The following is an 18,765-nucleotide window of genomic DNA, read 5'->3' on the forward strand; positions in this document are numbered from 1 at the left end:
CCTCCGGGCCGCCCTCAGCTTCGGCTGAGGGCGGCCGTGGGTCACAGACCGCGGATGGTGAACGGTTTGCTGTAGCCGGCCTGATATTGCCAGCACCTCGGGAAGTACACGCGGTAGATCACGTTGCCGACGTACGGCGGTTGCGCGAGGACCGTGAATCGCCCGCTCTGCCGGACCACGGCCTGGCTCACCCCGCGCCAAACCGTCGCGCCGTACAGGCGCTGCAGGATCACCGGGCAGCGCGCGGGTGCACCGGCGACCGAGCCGTTGACGGGGACGACCGTACCGACCTTGACGCTTGTCTTGGACGGAGCCGCGGCGACGATCCCCGGCCGGGCGACCCACCAATGGAGCCCCGCGGTGTCGAACGCCCGGCCGCGCAACCGGACACAGTTCACCGCGTCCGCGGCGCCGGCCGGGAAGCTCCGCTCGACGACGCCTGCGGTATTGGTGAGGTAGCGGTCCCCGTCGTACTCGACACAGAGGTTGTCGAAGGTGATCTGGACGTTGATCCGGCTGCCGTACGGCTTGCCGGTGGTGGCGTCGGTGATCGCGACCCGGGCCTTGTACGCCGAACCGAACGGCACCACCTTCGGGATGATCGAGACGCCGATCTTCGGCAGGTGCACGCCGGTGACGGTGATCGTCGGACCGGCGAACGGGGTCGGGGTCGTCATGCCGCCGTCGGAGCCGTCGATGATCTGGCCCTGCATGACGCCGTTGACCTTGAAGGTCCCGTTCGCCGTCGACGGTACGTACAGGACGCCCGTCCAGGTGCCACTTTGGTTGGTCCCGGAGGCCAGCGTCAGGAGCGCCGCGACCATGTATCTCGCCGGTCCGGTGCCACCGGTGCGATCGAGGAAGACGTTGAGGTAGATCTTGTACGACCCGGTCGTGGTGTACCCGCCGACCACAGTGACCGGCACAGCCACGGTGTTCAGTCCGGACACGACGACCGACGTACGCCCGAGCGTGACGCTCGTGACCTTCAGGTTCGGATCAACGAAACTCGTCTTCTCCGGTAAGGCGCTCGCGACCGGCGCCGTCACCGCCCCCAGCACCAGCGCTACCGCGACGGTTACAGCCGCCCAGATCTTCATGCTCATGTCCGCAGAGTGGCACGGTGATCCTTGTCGCGCTAGCCTCAGAATCCCTTTATTTGTTGGGGAATCCCGAAATCTCGCCGGGGCGCAACGATCGCCGAACAATCCACGGCCGGCCGCAACTTCTGGGTCCGAACGTGCATCTATAGAGGCCAGATGGACGCCAGCTGGTGCAGCGTGAGGGACTCCAACCGGAGGGGAGCCATGGTGGTGAGTTGAAGGCCGTCGCCGGTGGAGGCGGTGTCGAAGTCGACGTTGTAGCACGCGTAGTAGGCGCCGTCGGCCGCGAAGATCGCCAGCTGCCCGCGGTCGACCAGGAGGCGGATGGTGAGGGTGCCGTCGGCAGCCAGCGGTACGCCGTCCAGCATGCCGGCTCCGATGTCGTAGGTGACCTCACGGGCGGCCGATCCGTCGGACCCCGTGCGCAGCCGGAAGGTGAAGGAACCGGCCGGGGTCGCGGTGAGATCAATGGTTGCCTCGAGCTCGTAACTGGTGGAGGCGTCGTCGATCAGGAGGGGTGACTCCGCGGTGAGCTGTTCCGGGCCCCAGGTCTTCGTCGATCGACGCAGTGAGGCGAGCTCGTCGACCGGCATGCTGAACAGCCGAGGCCCGTCCGGCGTCGCGACCAACCGCTGCTGTACCGGGAAGCTCGCGTTGCCGGTCCAGGTCGAGCCGTGGTTGAGCCCCTGCCACGCCATTGTCACCACGCGTCCGTCCGGCAGGTTGTCGAACGACTGCGCCGCATAGTAGTGACCGGCCGCACCACCCGGATTCACGGTGACCGTGTGCGCCTCGGTCCAGTCCGTCCGGAACTCCCGCCCGTCGAAGTCGCCGACGACGTACGTGCCCCGTCCGTCCCGGAGCACCCAATGCACCGTGCCGTCCAACTCCATCGGCGTGAAGTCCGGGCACTCGAAGAACCAGTCCGCGACGTACCGTCCGGTCCGTTCCCACGTCCGCAGGTCGGGCGACACGAAGAAGTCCGCCCCGTTCCCGTCGTTGTCCGACCACACCACCATCGCCCAGGTCTGGGTCGGCTCGTGCCAGACGACCTTCGGGTCCCGGCTCTCGTGACCGCTCGGCTGGGCGATCACCCGGCCCTCGTCGTACGCCGTAAACGTCATGCCACCGTCGAGACTGTAGAACGTCCGGACGCCCTGCGTGCCGGTGAAGACGAAGATCGGATCGTGGTCTCCGTCCTTCAGTCCGGACGTGTTCCGTACGTCGACCACGCCGCCGCCGGACCACAGGTCGCCCACGTGGACAGTGGGATCGAGAGCGTTGGGTTGTTGCTGCCAGTGGACCAGGTCGGTGCTGGTGGCGTGACCCCAGTGCATCGTGTCCCAGACCAGGCTGTTCGGGGCGTGCTGGAAGTAGAAGTGGTAGGTGCCGCGGTAGTGGAGCAGCCCGTTGGGATCGTTCATCCACCCGGACCGCGGGCTGAAGTGGAACTGACCGCGGTTGGATTCCTGATAGTCGGTCATGGAAGCCCTTCTAACGTGGACGGCGGTGCTCGCGGGACGGAAGCGATGGCAGGTCGTTCGCACCACCCGGCAGCTGGTACCAGTAGGCGACGCTGGAGATGTCGTCGCTGCGTTCGAAGTGCCCGTGATCCCAGGCACCGATCTGCTGCAACGTGATCCGCAGTCGCTGGTGGAAGATCACCGGATCGGGCAGGTGCCACCGGTACATGCCGTGCGACTGCAGCGTGCTGGTGACGAACGGCGAGTGGCCCGTGGTGTCCTCGGCCGAGTAGAACGGATACCCGCAGTACGGCGCGCTGAAGGTGAGCGGCACGGGTGGGGGATTGGTCCGCAGCGCATCCTGGAAGGCCCACGCGCCACCGGCGTAGTCCTCGAGTCCGGTGCTGCACTGACTCGGGTACTCCTCGTCGTCGTCGAGGTAGAACTTCACCTCGCCCTCGCCCCACCAGAACCGTTCGAGCGCGGTCAGCCCGATGTACGTGCCGACATAGTTGCCGCTGCCAACGATCCCGTCGAGGATGACGTGGTCTTCAGCGGGAGCGGTGGACGCGTTGCTGCGTCTCCAGTGCGCGTGGAACAGCGCAGTGTCGTCGACCAGTTCGTCGTCGACCGTGTAGTCGATCTGGTAATAGATCCCGCCGACGGTGCCCGGGTGCTCGTTGGTCAGCTCGATCCGGGCGTGGCGGTGGAACGGCATCGGGAAGTAGCTGTTCAGCCCGCCGGTCGGCGCGACCACGATCGGCTCCGATGTGACGAGCGCGCGCTGGCCGAACCCGTTGCAGAAGAAGTCGCCGAGCGGTACTTCGACGGCCGGCTGCTCGTCGTCGTCCCACCACATCCGCAGCACGAGATCCCGCAGTACCCAAGGACCGGCCGCGGTCTTGTCCGGCACAGTCATCCAGAGGTGGCGGATCGTGCCAGGACCGGTGATATCGGCCAGCGTTGCCGTCTCGCCCGACTCCAGCGAGATCGCCGGCCGGCCTTTGCGGGAAGGGCCGAGCGCCGAGGCCGTCATGGCTGCCTGTCCGGGTGCGCCGGTCGGGTTCTCCGCGTTGATGGATCGGCTCCGGCGGCGACCAGGCGATCGAGTCAGTGCAGACCAATCCGTCATGAGTCCCTCATTCGATCGATGACCGTGCGCTACCTAACAGGTGTTAGGTCCACAGTGTCAAGGTCCGATCCGGAACCCGGGCGGGCTCGGCGAGCCGGGTCAGCCGGGCGGTGGTGTGGCGACGGTGCCGCGGAGCACGGGGACGCAGGGGAGGCGCTCCGTGCGGGGTTCGCCGTACCCCTTGCCGGCGATCCGGGCGAGCAGCTCCGCGACGGCACGTTGCCCCATCTCGCGGTGGGGCAGCGCGATGGTGGTGAGCCCGGGCGGGACCTCGGCAGCGAGGAACTGCTCGTCGTCGTACCCGACCACCGACAGGTCGTTCGGCACTGACAGCCCGAGCGATGCCGCGGCCAGGATGACCCCGGTCGCGCCACGATCGTTGGCGGCGAGGATCGCGGTCGGCCGGTCGGGGCTCTGCAGCAGTTCGAGCGCGGCCGCATGGTTGGAGCTGACGCTGTAGCTCGCCGGGACGATGGTGCCGTTGATCGACAGGCCCGCGGCCTTCATCCCGGCGGTGAACCCGCGCACGCGCTGCACGGTGGCCGGTGCGTCGCTGTTCCCAGTAATAAAGGCGATCCGACGATGCCCGGTCGCGATCACCAGCTCGACGGCCGCACGTCCGCCGCCTTCGTCGTCGGGAATGAACGCCGGCAAGGAGCCGTCGGCAACGAACGCGTTGGCCAGCACGAGCGGAACGTCCGGTGGTACGTCGATCTGGTCCAGCTGCCGCAGTCCGGCGTCTGCGTAGATCAGACCGTCCACGTCCCGGGCACGCAGGGTCGCGAGCGCGCCATCGACGTACGACGGATGTTGCCAGGTATCGATGGTGAGGATCATGTAGCCGGCCTCGAGCGCCACATCACTGGCCGCCGACAACAGGGGACCGGCGAAGGGTGCGCTCGCGATGGCGTCGGTGACCAGTCCGAGCGTTGCGGTCCGCTGGCGGCGTAGGTTCACCGCGGAAGCGTTCGGCACGTAGCCCAGCTCGTGCGCGATGGCCCGGATCCGCTTCTGCTTCTCCGGGTCGACCATCCCGTCGCCACGCCCGTTGAGCACCAGCGACACCGCGGACCGCGACACCCCGGACGCCTTCGCGATATCCGCCGACGTCACCCGCCGCTTGCTCATGGCGCCAGCATCTCACGCAGAATCACGTGGTTTCCGGGTGGGGAACAGGGGTGCGGACCAGTTCGAAGACGTTCAAGCAGTTGGCCCGGCTCGCCGGCGCTCCCGCGGCTAGCGTTCGGGGTTTAGGGGTACTGGGGATGCCGTGAATGATGACCGGCTCCTCGACCTGGCTCAGCGGCTCGCGCGGACGCTGACTCCCGGCGACCTCGATCACACGCTCAGTCGCATCACGGCGGCGGCGGTCGAGTCCCTGCCGGAAACCGACTACGCGAGTATCACCGTCCTGCACTCCGACGGCCGGCTGGAGACAGTCTCGCCCACCGATGACGTGCTGTGGGGCGTCGACGCCGCGCAGTACGAGTTGCGTGAAGGACCTTGCTACGAGGCGGCGGCTGATTCCGTTCATATCGCGTCACCTGATCTTGCCCACGATGAACGATTTCCCAAGTACGCCGCCAGCGCGGTGGCTGCCGGTATCCAGGCGCAGGCAGGCCTTGCGCTCTTCACCGCTCCGAAGTCCCGGGGTGCCCTCAACCTGTACGCCCGCAAGCTCGGCGCCTTCCGTGATCTCGGTGCAATCGGCGAACTCTTCCGCCATCAGGCCGCGATGGCGATCGACTATGCCCGCGAGATCCACAACCTGCGCGAGGCGGTCGGCACCCGCACGATGATCGGTACGGCGGTCGGCATCGTGATGGAGCGCTACCACCTGACCGACGAACGCGCGTTCGCCTTCCTCACCCGCGTCTCCCAGGACGGCAACATCAAGCTCCGCGAGGTGGCCCGCCGCCTGATCGAGACCTCCCGCGACTGATCGGCGTGGTCGCGGGTACCGGTTTCGAATGGCACGAGCAGGGGAGTTGATCGCGGGCCGGTACCGCGTCGCCGCGGCGATCGGGCGCGGTGGGATGGGTGAGGTCTACCGCGCGACGGACGAGGTTCTGGGGCGGGAGGTGGCCGTCAAGCTGATGCTGCCCGTTCCCGAGACACTCGCGGTCTCGGAGCGTTTCCTGCGGGAGGCGCGGGCGGCGGCACGGATCCGCGATCCACACGTCGTCGTCGCGTACGACTTCGGTGCCCACGAGGATTGCTCGTACCTTGCGATGGAGCTCGTGAGCGGTCGCACGGTGGGCGACGAGCTGAAGCGGACGGGGCCGTTTCCGGCGGAGCGGGCCGAGTACGTCGTACGGCAGGCAGCGGCCGGGCTGGCGGCGGCTCATCGGCAGGGGATCGTGCATCGCGACGTCAAGCCGGGGAACCTGTTGCTGGCCGAGGACGGGACGGTGAAGGTCGCCGATTTCGGCATCGTGCGTTTCCTTGACGAATCCACGACGACGATGACCTCGGCCGGTCACATTGTCGGCACGAGTCACTTTCTGTCGCCGGAGCGTGCGCTGGGTCAGCCGGCCGGGCCGGCATCCGATATCTACGCGCTGGGTTGCGTGCTGTATCAGTTGGTGACCGGACAGCTCCCGTTCGTTGCCGATGAGCCCGCTGCGATTCTGTTCCAGCACGTGGAGCGTGCACCGGTCCCGCCGAGCGAGCTCCGTCCGGAGCTGGCCGGTGACCTCGAAGCGCTGGTGTTCTGGATGCTCGCCAAGGACCCGGCCCGCCGCCCGACCGCGGCCCAGCTCGCCGCCGGCGCCAAGCCGCCGAAAGGCATCGACCCCGAAGCCGACACGGCCGAGATCACAGCCCTTCCCGGACCCCGGACGCCCTCGAGAACCGTTTTCGCCGGGGTGGGGGCGGCGCTCGCGCTCGCCCTGTCGGCCGCCGGCGGCCTCATCCTGGACACCCGAGGTGTAGACCTCCCGGCGACCAGCGATTTGTCTCCGACCGAGACTCCCTCAGTCACTCCACGCACCAGGCCGGCGCCGACCGCGACGGTCCCGACGGTCACCCAGAAGACGACCATCACCAACCACCCGCAACCGCCACCTCGATCGAGTCCGGCCAAAACCAAGCCGGCCTCCGGCGATCACCCCTCGCAGGGCAAACCGGAAAAGCCGAAGGGGCCGAAGAAGCCCAAGCCCTGAGGTCAGCCGGGCAGTTTGCGGGCATCGACCGCAGTGGTCATGTCGGCTTCCCGGCGCGCGGATGTGATCGCGACCGCCGCGTGCCGGGTTACAGGCGGCCGTGCTCGGCCAGCTCGACGATTTGGGTCGCGATTCTGGTGAGGGTATCGCCGGGCTTTGCCGGCGGCCATGCGATCAGCGTCTGGTAGGCCTCGGCCATGTCGAGGTCGTATCTCTCGGCGAGGACGCCCTTGGCCTGTTCGATGACGATGCGATCCTGGAGCGCCTCGCTGATCCGAGCCACGAGTTCCGGTCCGGACAAGTCGGTGGTCTGGACGATCGCCGCGGTCGCCATGTTGGCGAACGCCTGGGACAAGCCCAGCGTTGTGTCGTCGAGCGGATCATTGTCACGGTGGAAGGCGTTGAGGGTGCCGATCGTTTCGCCGTGCCAGTGCATCGGGCTGGCATGGACCTGGGTGTAACCGGCCGCTGTGATCGCCTGGCCGACCTCGCTCCAGCGCCGGATCATCTCGGGCGTGCTCGACACGTAGATCGCCTGCCCGGTAGCCAAGGTGTCCAGGCAGGGCCCAGTGGACTCCTGGATCTGGAACAGCTCGAGTTCCGCGGCGGAGTGCGAGGTCGCGGCGAGGAGCTCGAGCGGCCCGCGGGCGGTGCGCACGAGGATGCCGAGCGCTGTAGCTCCCGTGAGGGATCTGCAGTCGTTGAGCAGGACGGCCAACGTTCCGACCACGTCGTGAGGCCCGACCATCGCGGCGGCGGCGTTGGCAAAGGCCTGGGATGCATTCGCGGCAATCATTGTGAAGAGGTCCCCCCATCCGTGTCGGTGTCGGAGTTGCGAGGCGGCCGCGGAGGCGACGACCAGGTCGAGGTATCAGGGTCGGCGAACCGCAACTCGCGGTTCACCACCAGCCGCGCGACGTCACCGAGGCTGCTGGCATGAGCGAACGCATGGGCCCGTAACAGCGCGGCGGCGTCGGTGGTGCTGAGCTTCAGTTGCATGACCACCATCCCGGTGGCCTGGTGAATGGTGGCCCGTTCGGACCAGCCCCAGCTGCCGAGGTCCTCGAGGTAGCTGTCCGGGTTGTGCAGCAGCGCCGTACCGATCGCGTCGGCGAGGAACTGCGCGATGTCCGCGTCCGGAAGGCCGACCGTCGTCGTCCGGTGCGCTGTCAGGACGCCGAGGACGTGGCCGGCCGGGCTGATCGGCACGGCGTGGATGATGAGCTCGCCGACCGAGGCGCGGGCGGCGGCGGCAAAGGTCGACCAGGCGCTGGCCGAGGCATGCAGATCGAGCGTGGTGATGGTGCTCGAACGGTAGGCCTGCGTGCTGGGACCCTCGCCGAGAACCTCGTGCAGCTCGTCCAGCCGAGTGGCCGCGGCGTCGGTGCTGTGCAGCATCACCCGGTCGGGAAGTCCGTCGGCCAAGGTCAGGGACACCCCGTCACCTCCCAGGATCTCCAGGTACGCCCGGCACAGGCGAGACTCCAGCGAAGCACCGGTGGAATCGGCGATCGCCCGTGCCAACCGGGCCAGCAGCTCGCCCTTGTCAGGTGTTGCCATCTCGAGGACCTTCTTCCACCTTACCGATCAGGGTTCACCGACCCTGATCGGCGCGGCCCCCTGGCCATCACCGTCATCACAACCGAACACTGCTCCGCGCCGGGTGGCATCACCCGGGAAGCCGTCGGGTGTCGATCAGTTCCTGGGCGACGTCGCGCAGCTTTCGGTTGGACTGTTGGGAGTAGCGCTTCAAGACCTCGAACGCCCGGTCGGCGTCCAGGTCGTAGCGCTCCATCACGATGCCCATCGCCTGTCCGATCAGCTTGCGCGCGTCGATCGCCTGGAGCAGCGCGGCTTCCTGGCGCGCGGTCGCGATCGCGACCGACGCATGCTCGGCCAGGATGTGCGCCACCGCCAGATCATCGGCGTCGAATGCGTCCGGGAGCTGGCTGAACAGACTGAGAACTGCCGCGACGCGTCCGCCGGCCAGCAGGGGCACGTGGACCACGCTGCGGATCCCCGCATCCCGGAGCCGGGTGCGCCACGCGGACGACCACCGCGTGTCACCGGCTACATCGGTGACCACGACCACGCTGCCCTCTTGGATCGCGGTGATCACCGGGCCTTCGCCGGCGTCGATCTGCAGTTGGTAGAAGGACGCGACCTGGGGATGGGTGAGGGCCACGACCTCCGGCCGCCGGGTGCTGCCGATCAGCGCGATCCCCGCATAGCTGCACTGCAGCGCGGACAGCGCGAACTGCACGACGGCCTCGACCGTGTTCTCCACGCCCTCGGCGTCATGCAACTCCGTCGCCAGGCGTCCGAACACGTCGGCGCCCGCGCGATCAGCCGACGTCCGGCGCTTCGCAGCGGCGAGCGTGTCCGATTCTCGCGGCCCACCCATAGACCAATCATCCACCCGGGCGCCGCCGGGACGAGTTCGAATCCGTAACTTCCTGATGTCTTCCAGCCCGAGGCGCGGGAGTGGCCCGGGGTACGGCAAGCAGCACCCCTGGAAGGGATCGCCCGCTACTGAGAACACCGCTGGGCTGGGGATCCGAAAGCCCTCGGACCCCCAGCCCGCGGCTGTCAGGGGGTCGCGGTGTACTGGACCACGTCGGTGCGCAGTACGTCGCCGGATACCTTCACGATGCGCAGCGTGTGGGCCGCATCTTTCAGGCCGGCGCGGGTGAAGACCTCGCGGGTCGTGACACGCGCGGGGTTGGAGAGATTGACCTGGCCCGCGAGCTTGCCGTCGAGGTAGACGTCGGCTTCGCCCTGGTCCGGAGCCAGTGCCGTGGACCAGCTGACGCCGGTGCCCTTGAAGGCGAACTCGAAGGCCGCGCCGTTGGCTGTCGTGGCGTGGACGTCGTCGCGGTAGTCACCACGGAAGCGGAAGTCGAGCTTCGTGGTGCCGGTCGGCTGGGTCGCGAGGTACGCCTTCTTGATCGTCACGGTCCGGCCGTCGACGGTGTAGTCGGTGCCCTTGACCAGGTCGGTGCCGGCGTTCGCGATCCCGGCCAGCTCGCCCGGGTCGCGACCGATCTGGGTGGTGACATCGGCCTGGGCGGACGGCTGCTTGTCGAAGGACGCCGTACCCGGGTTCAGCAGGCTCTCCTGCCGGACGACCAGCTTGTCGACCAGCATGAACTGACCCGACTTCTTGACGCCGCGGATCGTGTGGCTGCCGTTCGGCAGGTCCGAGATGCTGAACACCGTCTGCTGCGCGGAGCGTCCGTCGGCATGGGTGTCGACGGTCTGCTTGAGGGCGCCGTCGATGTAGATGTCGACCTGGCCCTGCGACGGATCCTTCTCCGTCACGTAGTCGACGCCGGTGCCGACGAAGCTGTAGCTGAAGGCGTCGTCGTTGGTCTCGGTGTACTGCACGTCGTCCTGATAGTCACCGAGTCCACGGCCCGTGCTGCGGCTCCACGAACCGGTGTAGACGATCCCCGGGTCATCGTTGTTCAGCTCAACCGTGCGTACGCCGGAAGTCGCCGGGCTGGATGCCGGGGGAGTGCCGGTGTCCGTCACGGTCACCGTCAGCGGCTCCGAGACCGCCGGGACCTCACGGTTGCCGTTGCGCTGCCAGTCGCCCTGGTACGAAACCCGCAGATCGTCGTCGTTGACGCGGATCGTCGAGCCCTTCTGCGGCGTGACCTTGAACAGCCGAACGCCATGCGGAGGTACGGTCGCCGCCGTGTAGCTGGACGCGAACGTGCCGAGGTCCTTCTTCGCCCACAGGTCGCGCACCTTCGCGGAGCCGGTGAGTCCGAGGTCCGCCCAGTTCGCGGTCATGTTGGCCTCGGTGGTCCCGAGGTTGAACAGGGCAACGGTGTAGGAGCTGTCCGCGTTGAGGGAGTACCACACCTGGCGGTTGGTCTTGGTCGACACCGGTTGCGCGGGACGGCCGGCCTGGTTGACCGCGATCACCTCGGGGTTGGTGAGCAGTTCGAGGCCGTACGAGTCCAGGTTGGTCATGTCGTTGCCGATGTAGAACGGAGCCGCGGACACTGCCCACAGGGTTGCCGCCGTACGGCGCTCGTCCTTGGTCAGACCGTCCATGGTGCCGTTGCCGACGTCGAGCGAGTCGAGGTCGTTCCAGCCGCCCGGTCCGCCGTGGCGCCACCAGTCGGCCACCTTCGGAAAGAGCCGCGCGATGTTCGGCCAGGCCGTCAGCGCCTCACCCTGGCAGTAGCACTCGACGTCCCAGTCCAGACGCCAGCCGTTCGCGACCGACCTCCAGTAGTCGGCGTAGTTGATATCGAGCGCCCAGGACAGCTCGAGCCAGATCTTGTGGGTGGCGAGCGCCTGCGACCAGCCCTTGACCTCGTCGCGGGCGTCGAGGGACAGATCGTTGTGACCCGAGCCCGGCGTCACGCTGTCGAACTTCAGGAAGTCGACACCCCACGAGGCGAACACGTCGGCGATCGAGTCGATGTACGCCTGGGCGCACGGCTTCGTCATGTCGATGCGGTAGCCGAAGCCCCAGTAGTCGCCCTGCTGGTGGGGTTGCACCGCCAGGTCGCCGGTGGTGCAGCCGGGGTGCCCGTACACGGGAAGGTTCGCGTCCAGCAACGCCTGGGAGATCCCCGGGATGCTGTAGAGCCCGACCTTCTGGCCGTTGGCGTGGATGTGGTCGATCACGGCCTGCAGGCCGTTCGGGAACAGCGTCTTGCTCGGCACGGGCCGGCCGTACCCGTCGATGCCGCCGTTCCAGCCGGCGTCGATGTTGATGTACTTGTATCCGAACGGCTGGAGCTTTTTGTGCATCGCGTCCGACTGGGCGATGATCTGGTCCGCCGTGATCCAGCTGCCGGTCTTGTACACCTGCATGCTGTAGCTGCTCCAGCCCATGTAGGGCTTCTGCGCCGCCGCACCCGCCGGTCCGAGACTCGTACCCGAGGTGACGGTCGCCGGAGTGCTGATGGTCGCCGCACTGGTGACGCTCGACTTCGTGGTGTCTCGGTGCGGCCCCTGCGGCGGCCCACTCGCGCCTGGAGCGGCCGACGACGTCGCGGCTGGGAGCAGCGCACCGACTGTGACAGCGGTGATGACGCCTTGCATCGCCTTCTTTCGAAGGGATCTGATCATGAGCGGTGACCTCTCTGATGATGCCGACAGCCGAGCGCCCCGGTCTCCGAAACCAGGATCCGATAGGATATTGGGCCCTTTACTTAACTCTGTCAAGATTCAAACGGCCAAAGCTGCCAACACCGCGTCACCGCCACGCGGGGGCCGTTGATGAACTGGGTCAGTTCGGGGCCGCGCCTGGGTCGGGGAGGTCGTCTTGGATGTGGAAGAGGCGGTGGAGCATGGTGAGGGTGATGGTGGACTTGAGCTGGGGGCGCAGATGGGCCAGGTAGAGGGTGCCACCGGCCGCCTCGGTCATGTTGTGAACGCGGACGAGGGCGCCGAGGCCGCTCGAGTCGCAGAAGGCCAGGTCTGCCAGGTCCACGACCAGTGGGCGTCCGGACTCTGCCAACGGCTGCACGACTCGCAGGAAGTCGGCGTTCGTACCGAAGTCCATCTCTCCGGAGACGCTGATCAGGATGTCCGGGCCGCGGTCCACCACCTCGACCGTCAGCTGATCGTCACCCATTGCCGCTGCCTCGCAGCTTCCGGGTGTCGATCAGCTCCTGGGCGACGTCGCGCAGCTTGACGTTGTGCTCCTGCGAGTAGCGCTTGAGGATCTCGAAGGCGCGGGTGTCGTCGAGGTCGAAGCGTTCCATCAGAATGCCCATTGCCTGTCCGACCAGCTTCCGCGCGTCGACCGCCGCGGCCATAGTCTCGTCGTTGCGAGTCGAGGCGACTGCGATCGAGGCATGCCGGGCCAGGATATGGGCGATCGCTTCATCATCGACGGTGAACGCGTTCGCTTCGGTGTTGTACAGCGACAGGACGCCGATGAGCTGCGCATCGGCCCACATCGGTACGTGCAGGACCGAGCCGACGCCGTAGTGCGTCAGGCGCGCCGCCCACTGAGGCCAGCGCGTCTCGGCTACGACGTCCGGGATATGTACGGTGATCCCTTCGCTGAGCGCGATCAGGATCGGTCCCTCACCGCTGTCGAACTGCAGTTGGTAGATCTCCGCGACCAGCGGGTCGGTGACGGCCCCGATCTCCCGGCTGCCACGCAACGTCAGCACGACTCCGGCGTACGAGCAGGCCTCCGCCTGCAGCGCGAACAGCACGACTGCCTCGACCGTCTCGTCCATCCCGCCCGCATCGTGCAGCTCGAGCGCGAGGCGCGCGAAGACATCCGCGTCGACCGCTTGCTGGTGGTCGGCCGCGACCGGCGGCGTTACCACTGAGCTCGGCGCATCGGGAGCCGGCCTGACCTGATCCATGGCCATATGATGCCTCGCCGACCCAGATGTTCGCGCAACCGGCGGGCAAACCGTCAGCTTCGGCGAGCGGGTACGCCGAGAGCGAGCAACGCGGTGTCGTCCGCGAGCCGAGGCCCGAAGCCCGCGAGTACGTCGGAGAGTGCTGTGACGAGTGCATCCGGTGACATTCCGGCGTACTGGGTGGCGAGAGTTTGCAGGGCCGCGGGGCCGAACAGATCTCGCTTGCCGTTGACCCGGGCTTCGGTCAGTCCGTCGGTGTAGAGCAGCAGCATGTCGCCCGGATCGAGCGTGATGCGAGTCTGTGGGAACCGTGACGACGGCAGGATGCCGATCAGCGTGCCGTCAGGACTGACGAGGTACTCGCAGCTGCCGTCGGCACGAATCAGCAATGGTGGCGGATGACCGCCCGACGCGAACTCAACCGCGACCTGGCCCGTCTCGAGGTCACTCCGCAGCGTCCCGAACACGGCCGTGCAGTAGCGATCGTCGCCGCCCGCGTACCGCTCGTGCAGTACGCCGTTCAGCGTGTCGAGCGCCGCGGTCGGGTCATGCATCGCGGCTGCCCGCAGGGTGTAGCGAGCCACCGAGGTCACGGCGGCGGCCGCGGGACCCTTGCCGCAGACGTCGCCGAGGAAGAAGCCCCAGCGCTCGCTGTCGATGGCGAACACGTCGTAGAAGTCGCCGCCGAGCTCGTCGGGCGAGGCCGTGTGGTAGTACGCCGCGGTCTCCACCCCCGGCACCGCCGGTATGGTTGCCGGAAGCAAGGACTGTTGCAGGACGGCCAGGGCGTCCTGCAGCCTGGCTCGATCCGTCTCCGACTGGCGTCGCGCGAGGTCGGCTGCCTGGCGCTCCCGCAGCAGTTCCTGTTCGTACGCTCGCCGGATGTGCGCGTCGAAGATCGTCGTACGGATCAGCGCCGGCCGCTCGTTGTCGTCGTACTTCACGACGGACGACACCAGGATGGGCATCCGGTCGCCGCCGGCCCGTTTGAGCTCGAGAGCGACGCCGTCGACCTCGCCCTTCATGCGCAACAGGGGAGCGAAGTGGGTCTCGTGGTAGAGCTTCCCGCCGACGGTCAACAGGTCGACGAACCGAAGTCGCCCCACCACCGCATCACGGGTCGAACCGAGCCAGTCGAGCAACGTGCTGTTGACCTTGACGATCGTGCCGTCGATCGACGTCGACAGCAGTCCACAGGGGGCGGTCTCGTACGCCTCCTCGGTGCTGTCGGTCATTTCAGGCCCGCGAGGAATTCCACGATCGCCTTGTTGGTGGCGTCAGGCGCCGAGAGGTGCGGGCAGTGACCGGTCGCGTCCAAGGTGACGAGCGTCGATCCCTCGACGGCGGCGTGCACGTAAGCGCCGACCTCACGCGGTGCGATCACATCCTCGGTCGACTCCAGCACCAACGTCGGCACCCGGACCGAGGCCAGATCCGGGCGGGAGTCGGTCAAGAACGTCGTACGCGCGAAGACCCGAGCCATAGCGGGATCCGTGGCGCAGAAGCTGTTGGTGAGCTCGTCGCCGAGCTCGGGTCGATCAGGAGTACCCATGATCGCCGGCGCCATCGCGGCCGACCACCCGAGGTAGTTCGACTCCAGTGAGCTCAGCAGTTCCTCGATGTCCTCAGCGCTGAACCCGCCGTGGTAGCCGGCGTCGTCGAGGTAGCAGGGGGAGGGCGCGACCATCACCAGCGCACCGATGCGCTCCGGCGCCTTCCGCGCGGCCAGTACGCCGATCATCGCGCTGACCGAGTGTCCGACGAACACTGCCTCACTCAGGTCCAGCGCGGCACAAACCTCGACCACATCGTCCGCGTACCCACCGAGCGAGGAGTAGCGCACCTCGTCGAACGCCGACAGATCGGACCGACCGGATCCGACATAGTCGAACAGCACGACCCGGTGATCCCGAACCAACGCAGGAACAGTCAACCGCCACATGTTCTGGTCACACCCGAATCCATGCGCGAGCACGACGGTCCGGCCATCCGGATTCCCGACGACGCTGACCCTGTTCCTGCGCAAGACGTCCACCCAGCCATCCTCGCAGCATCTCTCCCCGCCGACGACGAGTCGACCAACCGAAATCGGGTACTGGAGGCGCAGAAGCGGCAGGGCTCTCGGGGGCTCAGTGGCTTTAGGTCCGGGCCCGTTCAAACCAGCAGCGGCCCCGGACCGCTGCTATGTGTTGAGCACGGTGAGGGCGTTCTGGATGCCCTGCTCGAGAAGCTGATCGGAGAGCTTGGGATCGGCCAGGGCGCGGGCGAGTTGCATCGTTCCGACCATCAGGGCGTACGCGCTCAGCACCGTCATACGCGCCGATTCCGGATCGTGGGGCGCGAGTTGGGCGGCGATGTCGTCGATGAACGCCAGCACGCCGTCGGTGTAGGCCTGCTTCGTCGCGTCCGGGCAACGTCCGATCTCGTCGAGGAGAGCGGCGGACGGACACCCTTCCCCGGGGTTGTCGCGGTGTGCGGGGGACAGGTACTCGCGGACGATCCGTTCGACCCCGGCGCGATCCGTCGCGAGGGAACTGAGCCACTCGCGCTGTCCGCGGAGCTGGTCGGCGACAACGGTGGCCACCAGATCGTCCTTGGAGTCGAAGTGGGCGTAGAAGGCGCCATTGGTCAGGCCCGCGTCCGCCATGAGTGTCGCGACGCCCGAGCCGTCGATCCCGTCCCGCTTGAGTCGGCGGCCGGCGGTCTCGGTGATCCGCTGCCGGGTGGCCTCCTTGTGTTCCTTGCCGTACCGCGCCATCCGCTCCTCCAGTCGCCTCGCCACTCCCAGTAATTATATTACATCCATACGCCAATCTTGCCGCAGAGGCTTGCAGAGTCCATAGAATTATGATCATAATCTAAAACACCGACAGCTGAGCAACCACAGATCGACAGCTGAGCAACCACAGAAGGAGCAGCAATGAGCGAGTCACCAGCCGTGCACAGGAGCCTGACGACGTCCTGGCGGGACGCCCCCACGCGGACCCTCTCCGCGGACGGAGTCCGGTTCGCCTACCGGGAGCTCGGCCCGACGACCGGCGTACCGGTGGTCTTCCTCACCCACCTGGCCGCCGTACTCGACAACTGGGATCCCCGCGTCGTGGACGGCATCGCTGCCGAGCATCGGGTCGTCACGTTCGACAACCGTGGTGTCGGCGCGTCCAGCGGGTCCACGCCGAGGACCATCGAGGAGATGGCGAGGGATGCGGTGACCTTCATCCGCGCCCTCGGCTTCGATCAGGTCGACCTGTTCGGGTTCTCGATGGGCGGGATGATCGCGCAGGTGATCGCCCAGGAAGAGCCGCACCTCGTGCGCAGAATGATCATCGCGGGAACCGGTCCGGCCGGCGGCGTCGGTATCGACAAGGTGACCCGCATCTCCTACCTCGACACCGCGCGCGGACTGCTCACCCGTCAGGACCCCAAACAGTTCCTGTTCTTCACCAGGACCCCAAACGGGATACGCGCCGGCAAGGAGTTCCTCGCCCGACTGGAAGAGCGCACCAACGACCGCGACAAGGCCATCACCGTGCGCGCGTTCCGCGCTCAGCTCAAGGCCATCCACCGCTGGGGCCTGGACAAGCCCGCGAACCTCGCGACCATCCACCAGCCGGTCCTCGTCGCGAACGGCGACAACGACAAGATGGTCCCCACCTCGAACACAGTCGACCTCGACCGGCGACTGCCGAACAGCCAGCTCGTCATCTACCCCGACGCTGGTCACGGCGGGGTGTTCCAGTTCCACGACGACTTCGTCCAGCGCGCCCTGCGGTTCCTGTGAGCCCGCGACCGCAACCGGAGACATCGTGAAGGCCTTCATCATCGACCGGTACAAGAGCACGGACGGCCTCCGGGCCGCCGAAGTGCCGGTTCCGGAGCTGCGAGACAACGACGTACTGGTTCAGATCCATGCAGCCGGCGTGAACCCGATCGACGGCAAGATCAAGGACGGTGAGTTCAAGCGCATCCTGCCGTACCGCCTACCGTTGATCCTCGGCAACGACCTGGCCGGAGTCGTCGTCCGGGTCGGCCCTCAGGTGCACCGATTCACGCCCGGCGACGAGGTCTATGCGAGACCCGACAAGGATCGGATCGGCACCTTCGCGGAGTTCATCGCAGTTAGCGAAGACGACCTCGCGGCCAAGCCGCAATCACTCACCATGGAACAGGCCGCTTCCCTTCCGATGGTCGCGCTGACCGCCTGGCAGGCGCTCGTCGAACGAGCGAACGTGCGCCCGGGCCAGAAGGTACTCATCCACGCAGGTTCGGGCGGCGTGGGGACGGTGGCAATTCAGCTGGCCAAACATCTCGGCGCGACCGTGGCCACAACGACGAGCACCGCCAACGTCGAGTTGGTGAAGGGCCTCGGAGCCGATGTGGTCGTCGACTACAAGAAGGAAGACTTCGCCACGATCCTGCACGACTACGACGTCGTACTCGACCCGCTGGGCGGAGAGACCCTCGAGAAGTCTCTGCGAGTACTGCGACCTGGCGGAACCGTCATCGGCATCGCAGGTCCACCCGATCCTGACTTCGCGCAAGAGATCGGAGCGTCGTGGTTCGTGAGGCTCGCCATGACCCTGCTGAGCTACCGCATCAAGAAGCAGGCACGCCGCCGGCAGGTGACCTATTCGTTCCTCTTCATGAAGGCAAGCGGCAACGAACTGCGGAAAATCACCACACTCGTCGACGCCGGCACCATCCGCCCAGTCGTCGACAAGGTCTTCCCCTACGAGTCAACCAAAGACGCCCTGGCCTACGTCCAAACCGGCCGCACCCAAGGAAAAGTCGTCGTCACGATGAGATGACGCTGGTTAGTTGTGGTCATGGTGGACGAACCAGATGCCTCGGGCTGGGGCGGTGGTCAGGTTGCGGAAGAGGTGGGGGACGGAGGAGTTCAGGCCTAGGGCCTCGCCGGCGTGGAGCAGGAAGGTTTCGAAGCCGAAGGTGACCTCTAGTTCGCCTTCGAGGAGGTAGCCGTACTCGAAGCCGTCGTGGCGGAGCATGCGTTCGTCGTTGGTCGAGCTGGAGCCGGGGGGATAGACGATCTCGATGAAGTCCAGCTGGTGGGCCGTGTTCGTGGCCAGTTGCTCCCAGACGACCCCGGTGTCCATCACCAGGCGGGTGCGGTTGCCTGGTGACGTGACCGACAGCCGGCCGGTGCTTCCGGTGTCCTGCCAGACCCGTTCCAGAGACCCCAGATCCGAGCGCCGGACGGTCCCGGGTTCCTCGTCGGCTACCGGCTTGTCCGCTGGAGCCTCAGCCGGTTCGTCCGGAGCATCCTCGCTCTCGAAGAGGTGGTCGATGGACACCCCGAGGGTCTGCGCCATCGAGTACAGCGTCGCCACCGACGGCTGCGACTTGCCATTCTCGATCTGGGACAGGAAGGACGGGGAGACGCCGAGCTTCCGGGCCAGTTCGCGCAGTGTCATCCCGGACTTCCTCCGGGCCGTCCGCAGCTGGAGCCCGAGGTTGACGGCCGTCGCATCCTCCGGGCTTTGCGGTGCGATAGGTGATGTCACGGCGACTCCTGGGGTCATGGCGGGGTGGGAA

18 protein-coding genes are annotated in these 18,765 nt (G+C 67.0%); 4 read left to right on the forward strand and 14 right to left on the reverse strand.

Going from position 1 to position 18,765, the window contains the following annotated elements:
- Positions 1 to 41: 41 nt before the first annotated feature.
- From AB0E63_RS01035 to AB0E63_RS01050, 4 genes are all read right to left on the reverse strand, one after another.
- The gene (locus AB0E63_RS01035) at positions 42 to 1,106 is read right to left on the reverse strand and encodes a hypothetical protein (RefSeq protein ID WP_360359344.1); all 1,065 of its coding nucleotides are present in this window, start codon (positions 1,104 to 1,106) and stop codon (positions 42 to 44) included.
- Positions 1,107 to 1,246: 140 nt separating this feature from the next.
- A complete protein-coding gene (locus AB0E63_RS01040; protein ID WP_360359347.1) occupies positions 1,247 to 2,587 on the reverse strand; it encodes a glycoside hydrolase family 32 protein in 1,341 nt (446 codons plus the stop codon).
- Positions 2,588 to 2,597: 10 nt separating this feature from the next.
- Positions 2,598 to 3,698: a glycoside hydrolase family 172 protein gene (locus AB0E63_RS01045; protein ID WP_360359350.1), complete on the reverse strand. Its 1,101-nt coding sequence runs from the start codon at positions 3,696 to 3,698 to the stop codon at positions 2,598 to 2,600.
- A 99-nt stretch (positions 3,699 to 3,797) separates the two neighbouring features.
- Complete coding sequence (locus AB0E63_RS01050; RefSeq protein WP_360359353.1) at positions 3,798 to 4,826, reverse strand: LacI family DNA-binding transcriptional regulator; 1,029 nt, start codon at positions 4,824 to 4,826, stop codon at positions 3,798 to 3,800.
- 142 nt (positions 4,827 to 4,968) lie between these two features.
- Here AB0E63_RS01050 and AB0E63_RS01055 point away from each other — a divergent pair, with 142 nt between their 5' ends.
- Positions 4,969 to 5,640, forward strand: coding sequence for a GAF and ANTAR domain-containing protein (locus tag AB0E63_RS01055; protein WP_360359355.1), 672 nt, complete (start codon positions 4,969 to 4,971; stop codon positions 5,638 to 5,640).
- Between the two features lie 28 nt (positions 5,641 to 5,668).
- Positions 5,669 to 6,862: a serine/threonine-protein kinase gene (locus tag AB0E63_RS01060; RefSeq protein WP_360359358.1), complete on the forward strand. Its 1,194-nt coding sequence runs from the start codon at positions 5,669 to 5,671 to the stop codon at positions 6,860 to 6,862.
- A gap of 88 nt (positions 6,863 to 6,950) precedes the next feature.
- Here the strand turns inward: AB0E63_RS01060 and AB0E63_RS01065 are convergent, their stop codons facing one another.
- The 9 genes from AB0E63_RS01065 to AB0E63_RS01105 form a co-directional block, all read right to left on the reverse strand.
- Entirely contained in the window at positions 6,951 to 7,580 is a 630-nt protein-coding gene (locus AB0E63_RS01065) for a GAF and ANTAR domain-containing protein (protein ID WP_360359361.1), read from the reverse strand.
- Between the two features lie 74 nt (positions 7,581 to 7,654).
- Positions 7,655 to 8,422, reverse strand: coding sequence for a GAF and ANTAR domain-containing protein (locus tag AB0E63_RS01070; protein WP_360359364.1), 768 nt, complete (start codon positions 8,420 to 8,422; stop codon positions 7,655 to 7,657).
- Between the two features lie 109 nt (positions 8,423 to 8,531).
- Positions 8,532 to 9,266 (reverse strand): GAF and ANTAR domain-containing protein, encoded by a 735-nt coding sequence (locus tag AB0E63_RS01075; RefSeq protein ID WP_360359367.1) that lies wholly within the window; start codon positions 9,264 to 9,266, stop codon positions 8,532 to 8,534.
- Positions 9,267 to 9,451: 185 nt separating this feature from the next.
- Positions 9,452 to 11,956, reverse strand: coding sequence for a X2-like carbohydrate binding domain-containing protein (locus AB0E63_RS01080; protein WP_360359370.1), 2,505 nt, complete (start codon positions 11,954 to 11,956; stop codon positions 9,452 to 9,454).
- Positions 11,957 to 12,116: 160 nt separating this feature from the next.
- Positions 12,117 to 12,464 carry an STAS domain-containing protein gene (locus AB0E63_RS01085; protein ID WP_360359372.1) on the reverse strand — a complete coding sequence of 116 codons (348 nt, stop codon included), beginning with the start codon at positions 12,462 to 12,464 and terminating at the stop codon, positions 12,117 to 12,119.
- Positions 12,457 to 13,212 carry a GAF and ANTAR domain-containing protein gene (locus tag AB0E63_RS01090; RefSeq protein ID WP_360359374.1) on the reverse strand — a complete coding sequence of 252 codons (756 nt, stop codon included), beginning with the start codon at positions 13,210 to 13,212 and terminating at the stop codon, positions 12,457 to 12,459. The genes AB0E63_RS01085 and AB0E63_RS01090 overlap by 8 nt, the downstream gene beginning before the upstream one ends.
- 53 nt (positions 13,213 to 13,265) lie before the next feature.
- Positions 13,266 to 14,447 carry a SpoIIE family protein phosphatase gene (locus AB0E63_RS01095; protein ID WP_360359377.1) on the reverse strand — a complete coding sequence of 394 codons (1,182 nt, stop codon included), beginning with the start codon at positions 14,445 to 14,447 and terminating at the stop codon, positions 13,266 to 13,268.
- Complete coding sequence (locus AB0E63_RS01100; RefSeq protein ID WP_360359380.1) at positions 14,444 to 15,247, reverse strand: alpha/beta hydrolase; 804 nt, start codon at positions 15,245 to 15,247, stop codon at positions 14,444 to 14,446. The genes AB0E63_RS01095 and AB0E63_RS01100 overlap by 4 nt, the downstream gene beginning before the upstream one ends.
- A 147-nt stretch (positions 15,248 to 15,394) precedes the next feature.
- The gene (locus AB0E63_RS01105) at positions 15,395 to 15,994 is read right to left on the reverse strand and encodes a TetR/AcrR family transcriptional regulator (RefSeq protein WP_360359383.1); all 600 of its coding nucleotides are present in this window, start codon (positions 15,992 to 15,994) and stop codon (positions 15,395 to 15,397) included.
- Positions 15,995 to 16,132: 138 nt separating this feature from the next.
- Between AB0E63_RS01105 and AB0E63_RS01110 the strand changes: the two genes are divergently transcribed.
- Both AB0E63_RS01110 and AB0E63_RS01115 read left to right on the forward strand, forming a co-directional pair.
- A complete protein-coding gene (locus AB0E63_RS01110; protein WP_360359386.1) occupies positions 16,133 to 16,993 on the forward strand; it encodes an alpha/beta hydrolase in 861 nt (286 codons plus the stop codon).
- Between the two features lie 25 nt (positions 16,994 to 17,018).
- Entirely contained in the window at positions 17,019 to 18,020 is a 1,002-nt protein-coding gene (locus AB0E63_RS01115; protein WP_360359389.1) for an NADP-dependent oxidoreductase, read from the forward strand.
- A 6-nt stretch (positions 18,021 to 18,026) separates the two neighbouring features.
- On the opposite strand, the gene AB0E63_RS01120 is transcribed toward AB0E63_RS01115, so the two are convergent.
- Positions 18,027 to 18,734: a helix-turn-helix domain-containing protein gene (locus tag AB0E63_RS01120; RefSeq protein ID WP_360359392.1), complete on the reverse strand. Its 708-nt coding sequence runs from the start codon at positions 18,732 to 18,734 to the stop codon at positions 18,027 to 18,029.
- Positions 18,735 to 18,765: the final 31 nt, after the last annotated feature.

The organism is Kribbella sp. NPDC026596 (assembly GCF_040638415.1).
Classification (GTDB): domain Bacteria; phylum Actinomycetota; class Actinomycetes; order Propionibacteriales; family Kribbellaceae; genus Kribbella.

Coding starts and splice junctions, on each gene's coding strand:
- AB0E63_RS01035 (WP_360359344.1), bottom strand. CDS start 1,106: ATGAGCATGAAGATCTGGGCGGCTGTAACCGTCGCGGTAGCGCTGGTG.
- AB0E63_RS01040 (WP_360359347.1), bottom strand. CDS start 2,587: ATGACCGACTATCAGGAATCCAACCGCGGTCAGTTCCACTTCAGCCCG.
- AB0E63_RS01045 (WP_360359350.1), bottom strand. CDS start 3,698: ATGACGGATTGGTCTGCACTGACTCGATCGCCTGGTCGCCGCCGGAGC.
- AB0E63_RS01050 (WP_360359353.1), bottom strand. CDS start 4,826: ATGAGCAAGCGGCGGGTGACGTCGGCGGATATCGCGAAGGCGTCCGGG.
- AB0E63_RS01060 (WP_360359358.1), top strand. CDS start 5,669: ATGGCACGAGCAGGGGAGTTGATCGCGGGCCGGTACCGCGTCGCCGCG.
- AB0E63_RS01070 (WP_360359364.1), bottom strand. CDS start 8,422: ATGGCAACACCTGACAAGGGCGAGCTGCTGGCCCGGTTGGCACGGGCG.
- AB0E63_RS01075 (WP_360359367.1), bottom strand. CDS start 9,266: ATGGGTGGGCCGCGAGAATCGGACACGCTCGCCGCTGCGAAGCGCCGG.
- AB0E63_RS01080 (WP_360359370.1), bottom strand. CDS start 11,956: ATGATCAGATCCCTTCGAAAGAAGGCGATGCAAGGCGTCATCACCGCT.
- AB0E63_RS01085 (WP_360359372.1), bottom strand. CDS start 12,464: ATGGGTGACGATCAGCTGACGGTCGAGGTGGTGGACCGCGGCCCGGAC.
- AB0E63_RS01090 (WP_360359374.1), bottom strand. CDS start 13,212: ATGGATCAGGTCAGGCCGGCTCCCGATGCGCCGAGCTCAGTGGTAACG.
- AB0E63_RS01095 (WP_360359377.1), bottom strand. CDS start 14,447: ATGACCGACAGCACCGAGGAGGCGTACGAGACCGCCCCCTGTGGACTG.
- AB0E63_RS01110 (WP_360359386.1), top strand. CDS start 16,133: ATGAGCGAGTCACCAGCCGTGCACAGGAGCCTGACGACGTCCTGGCGG.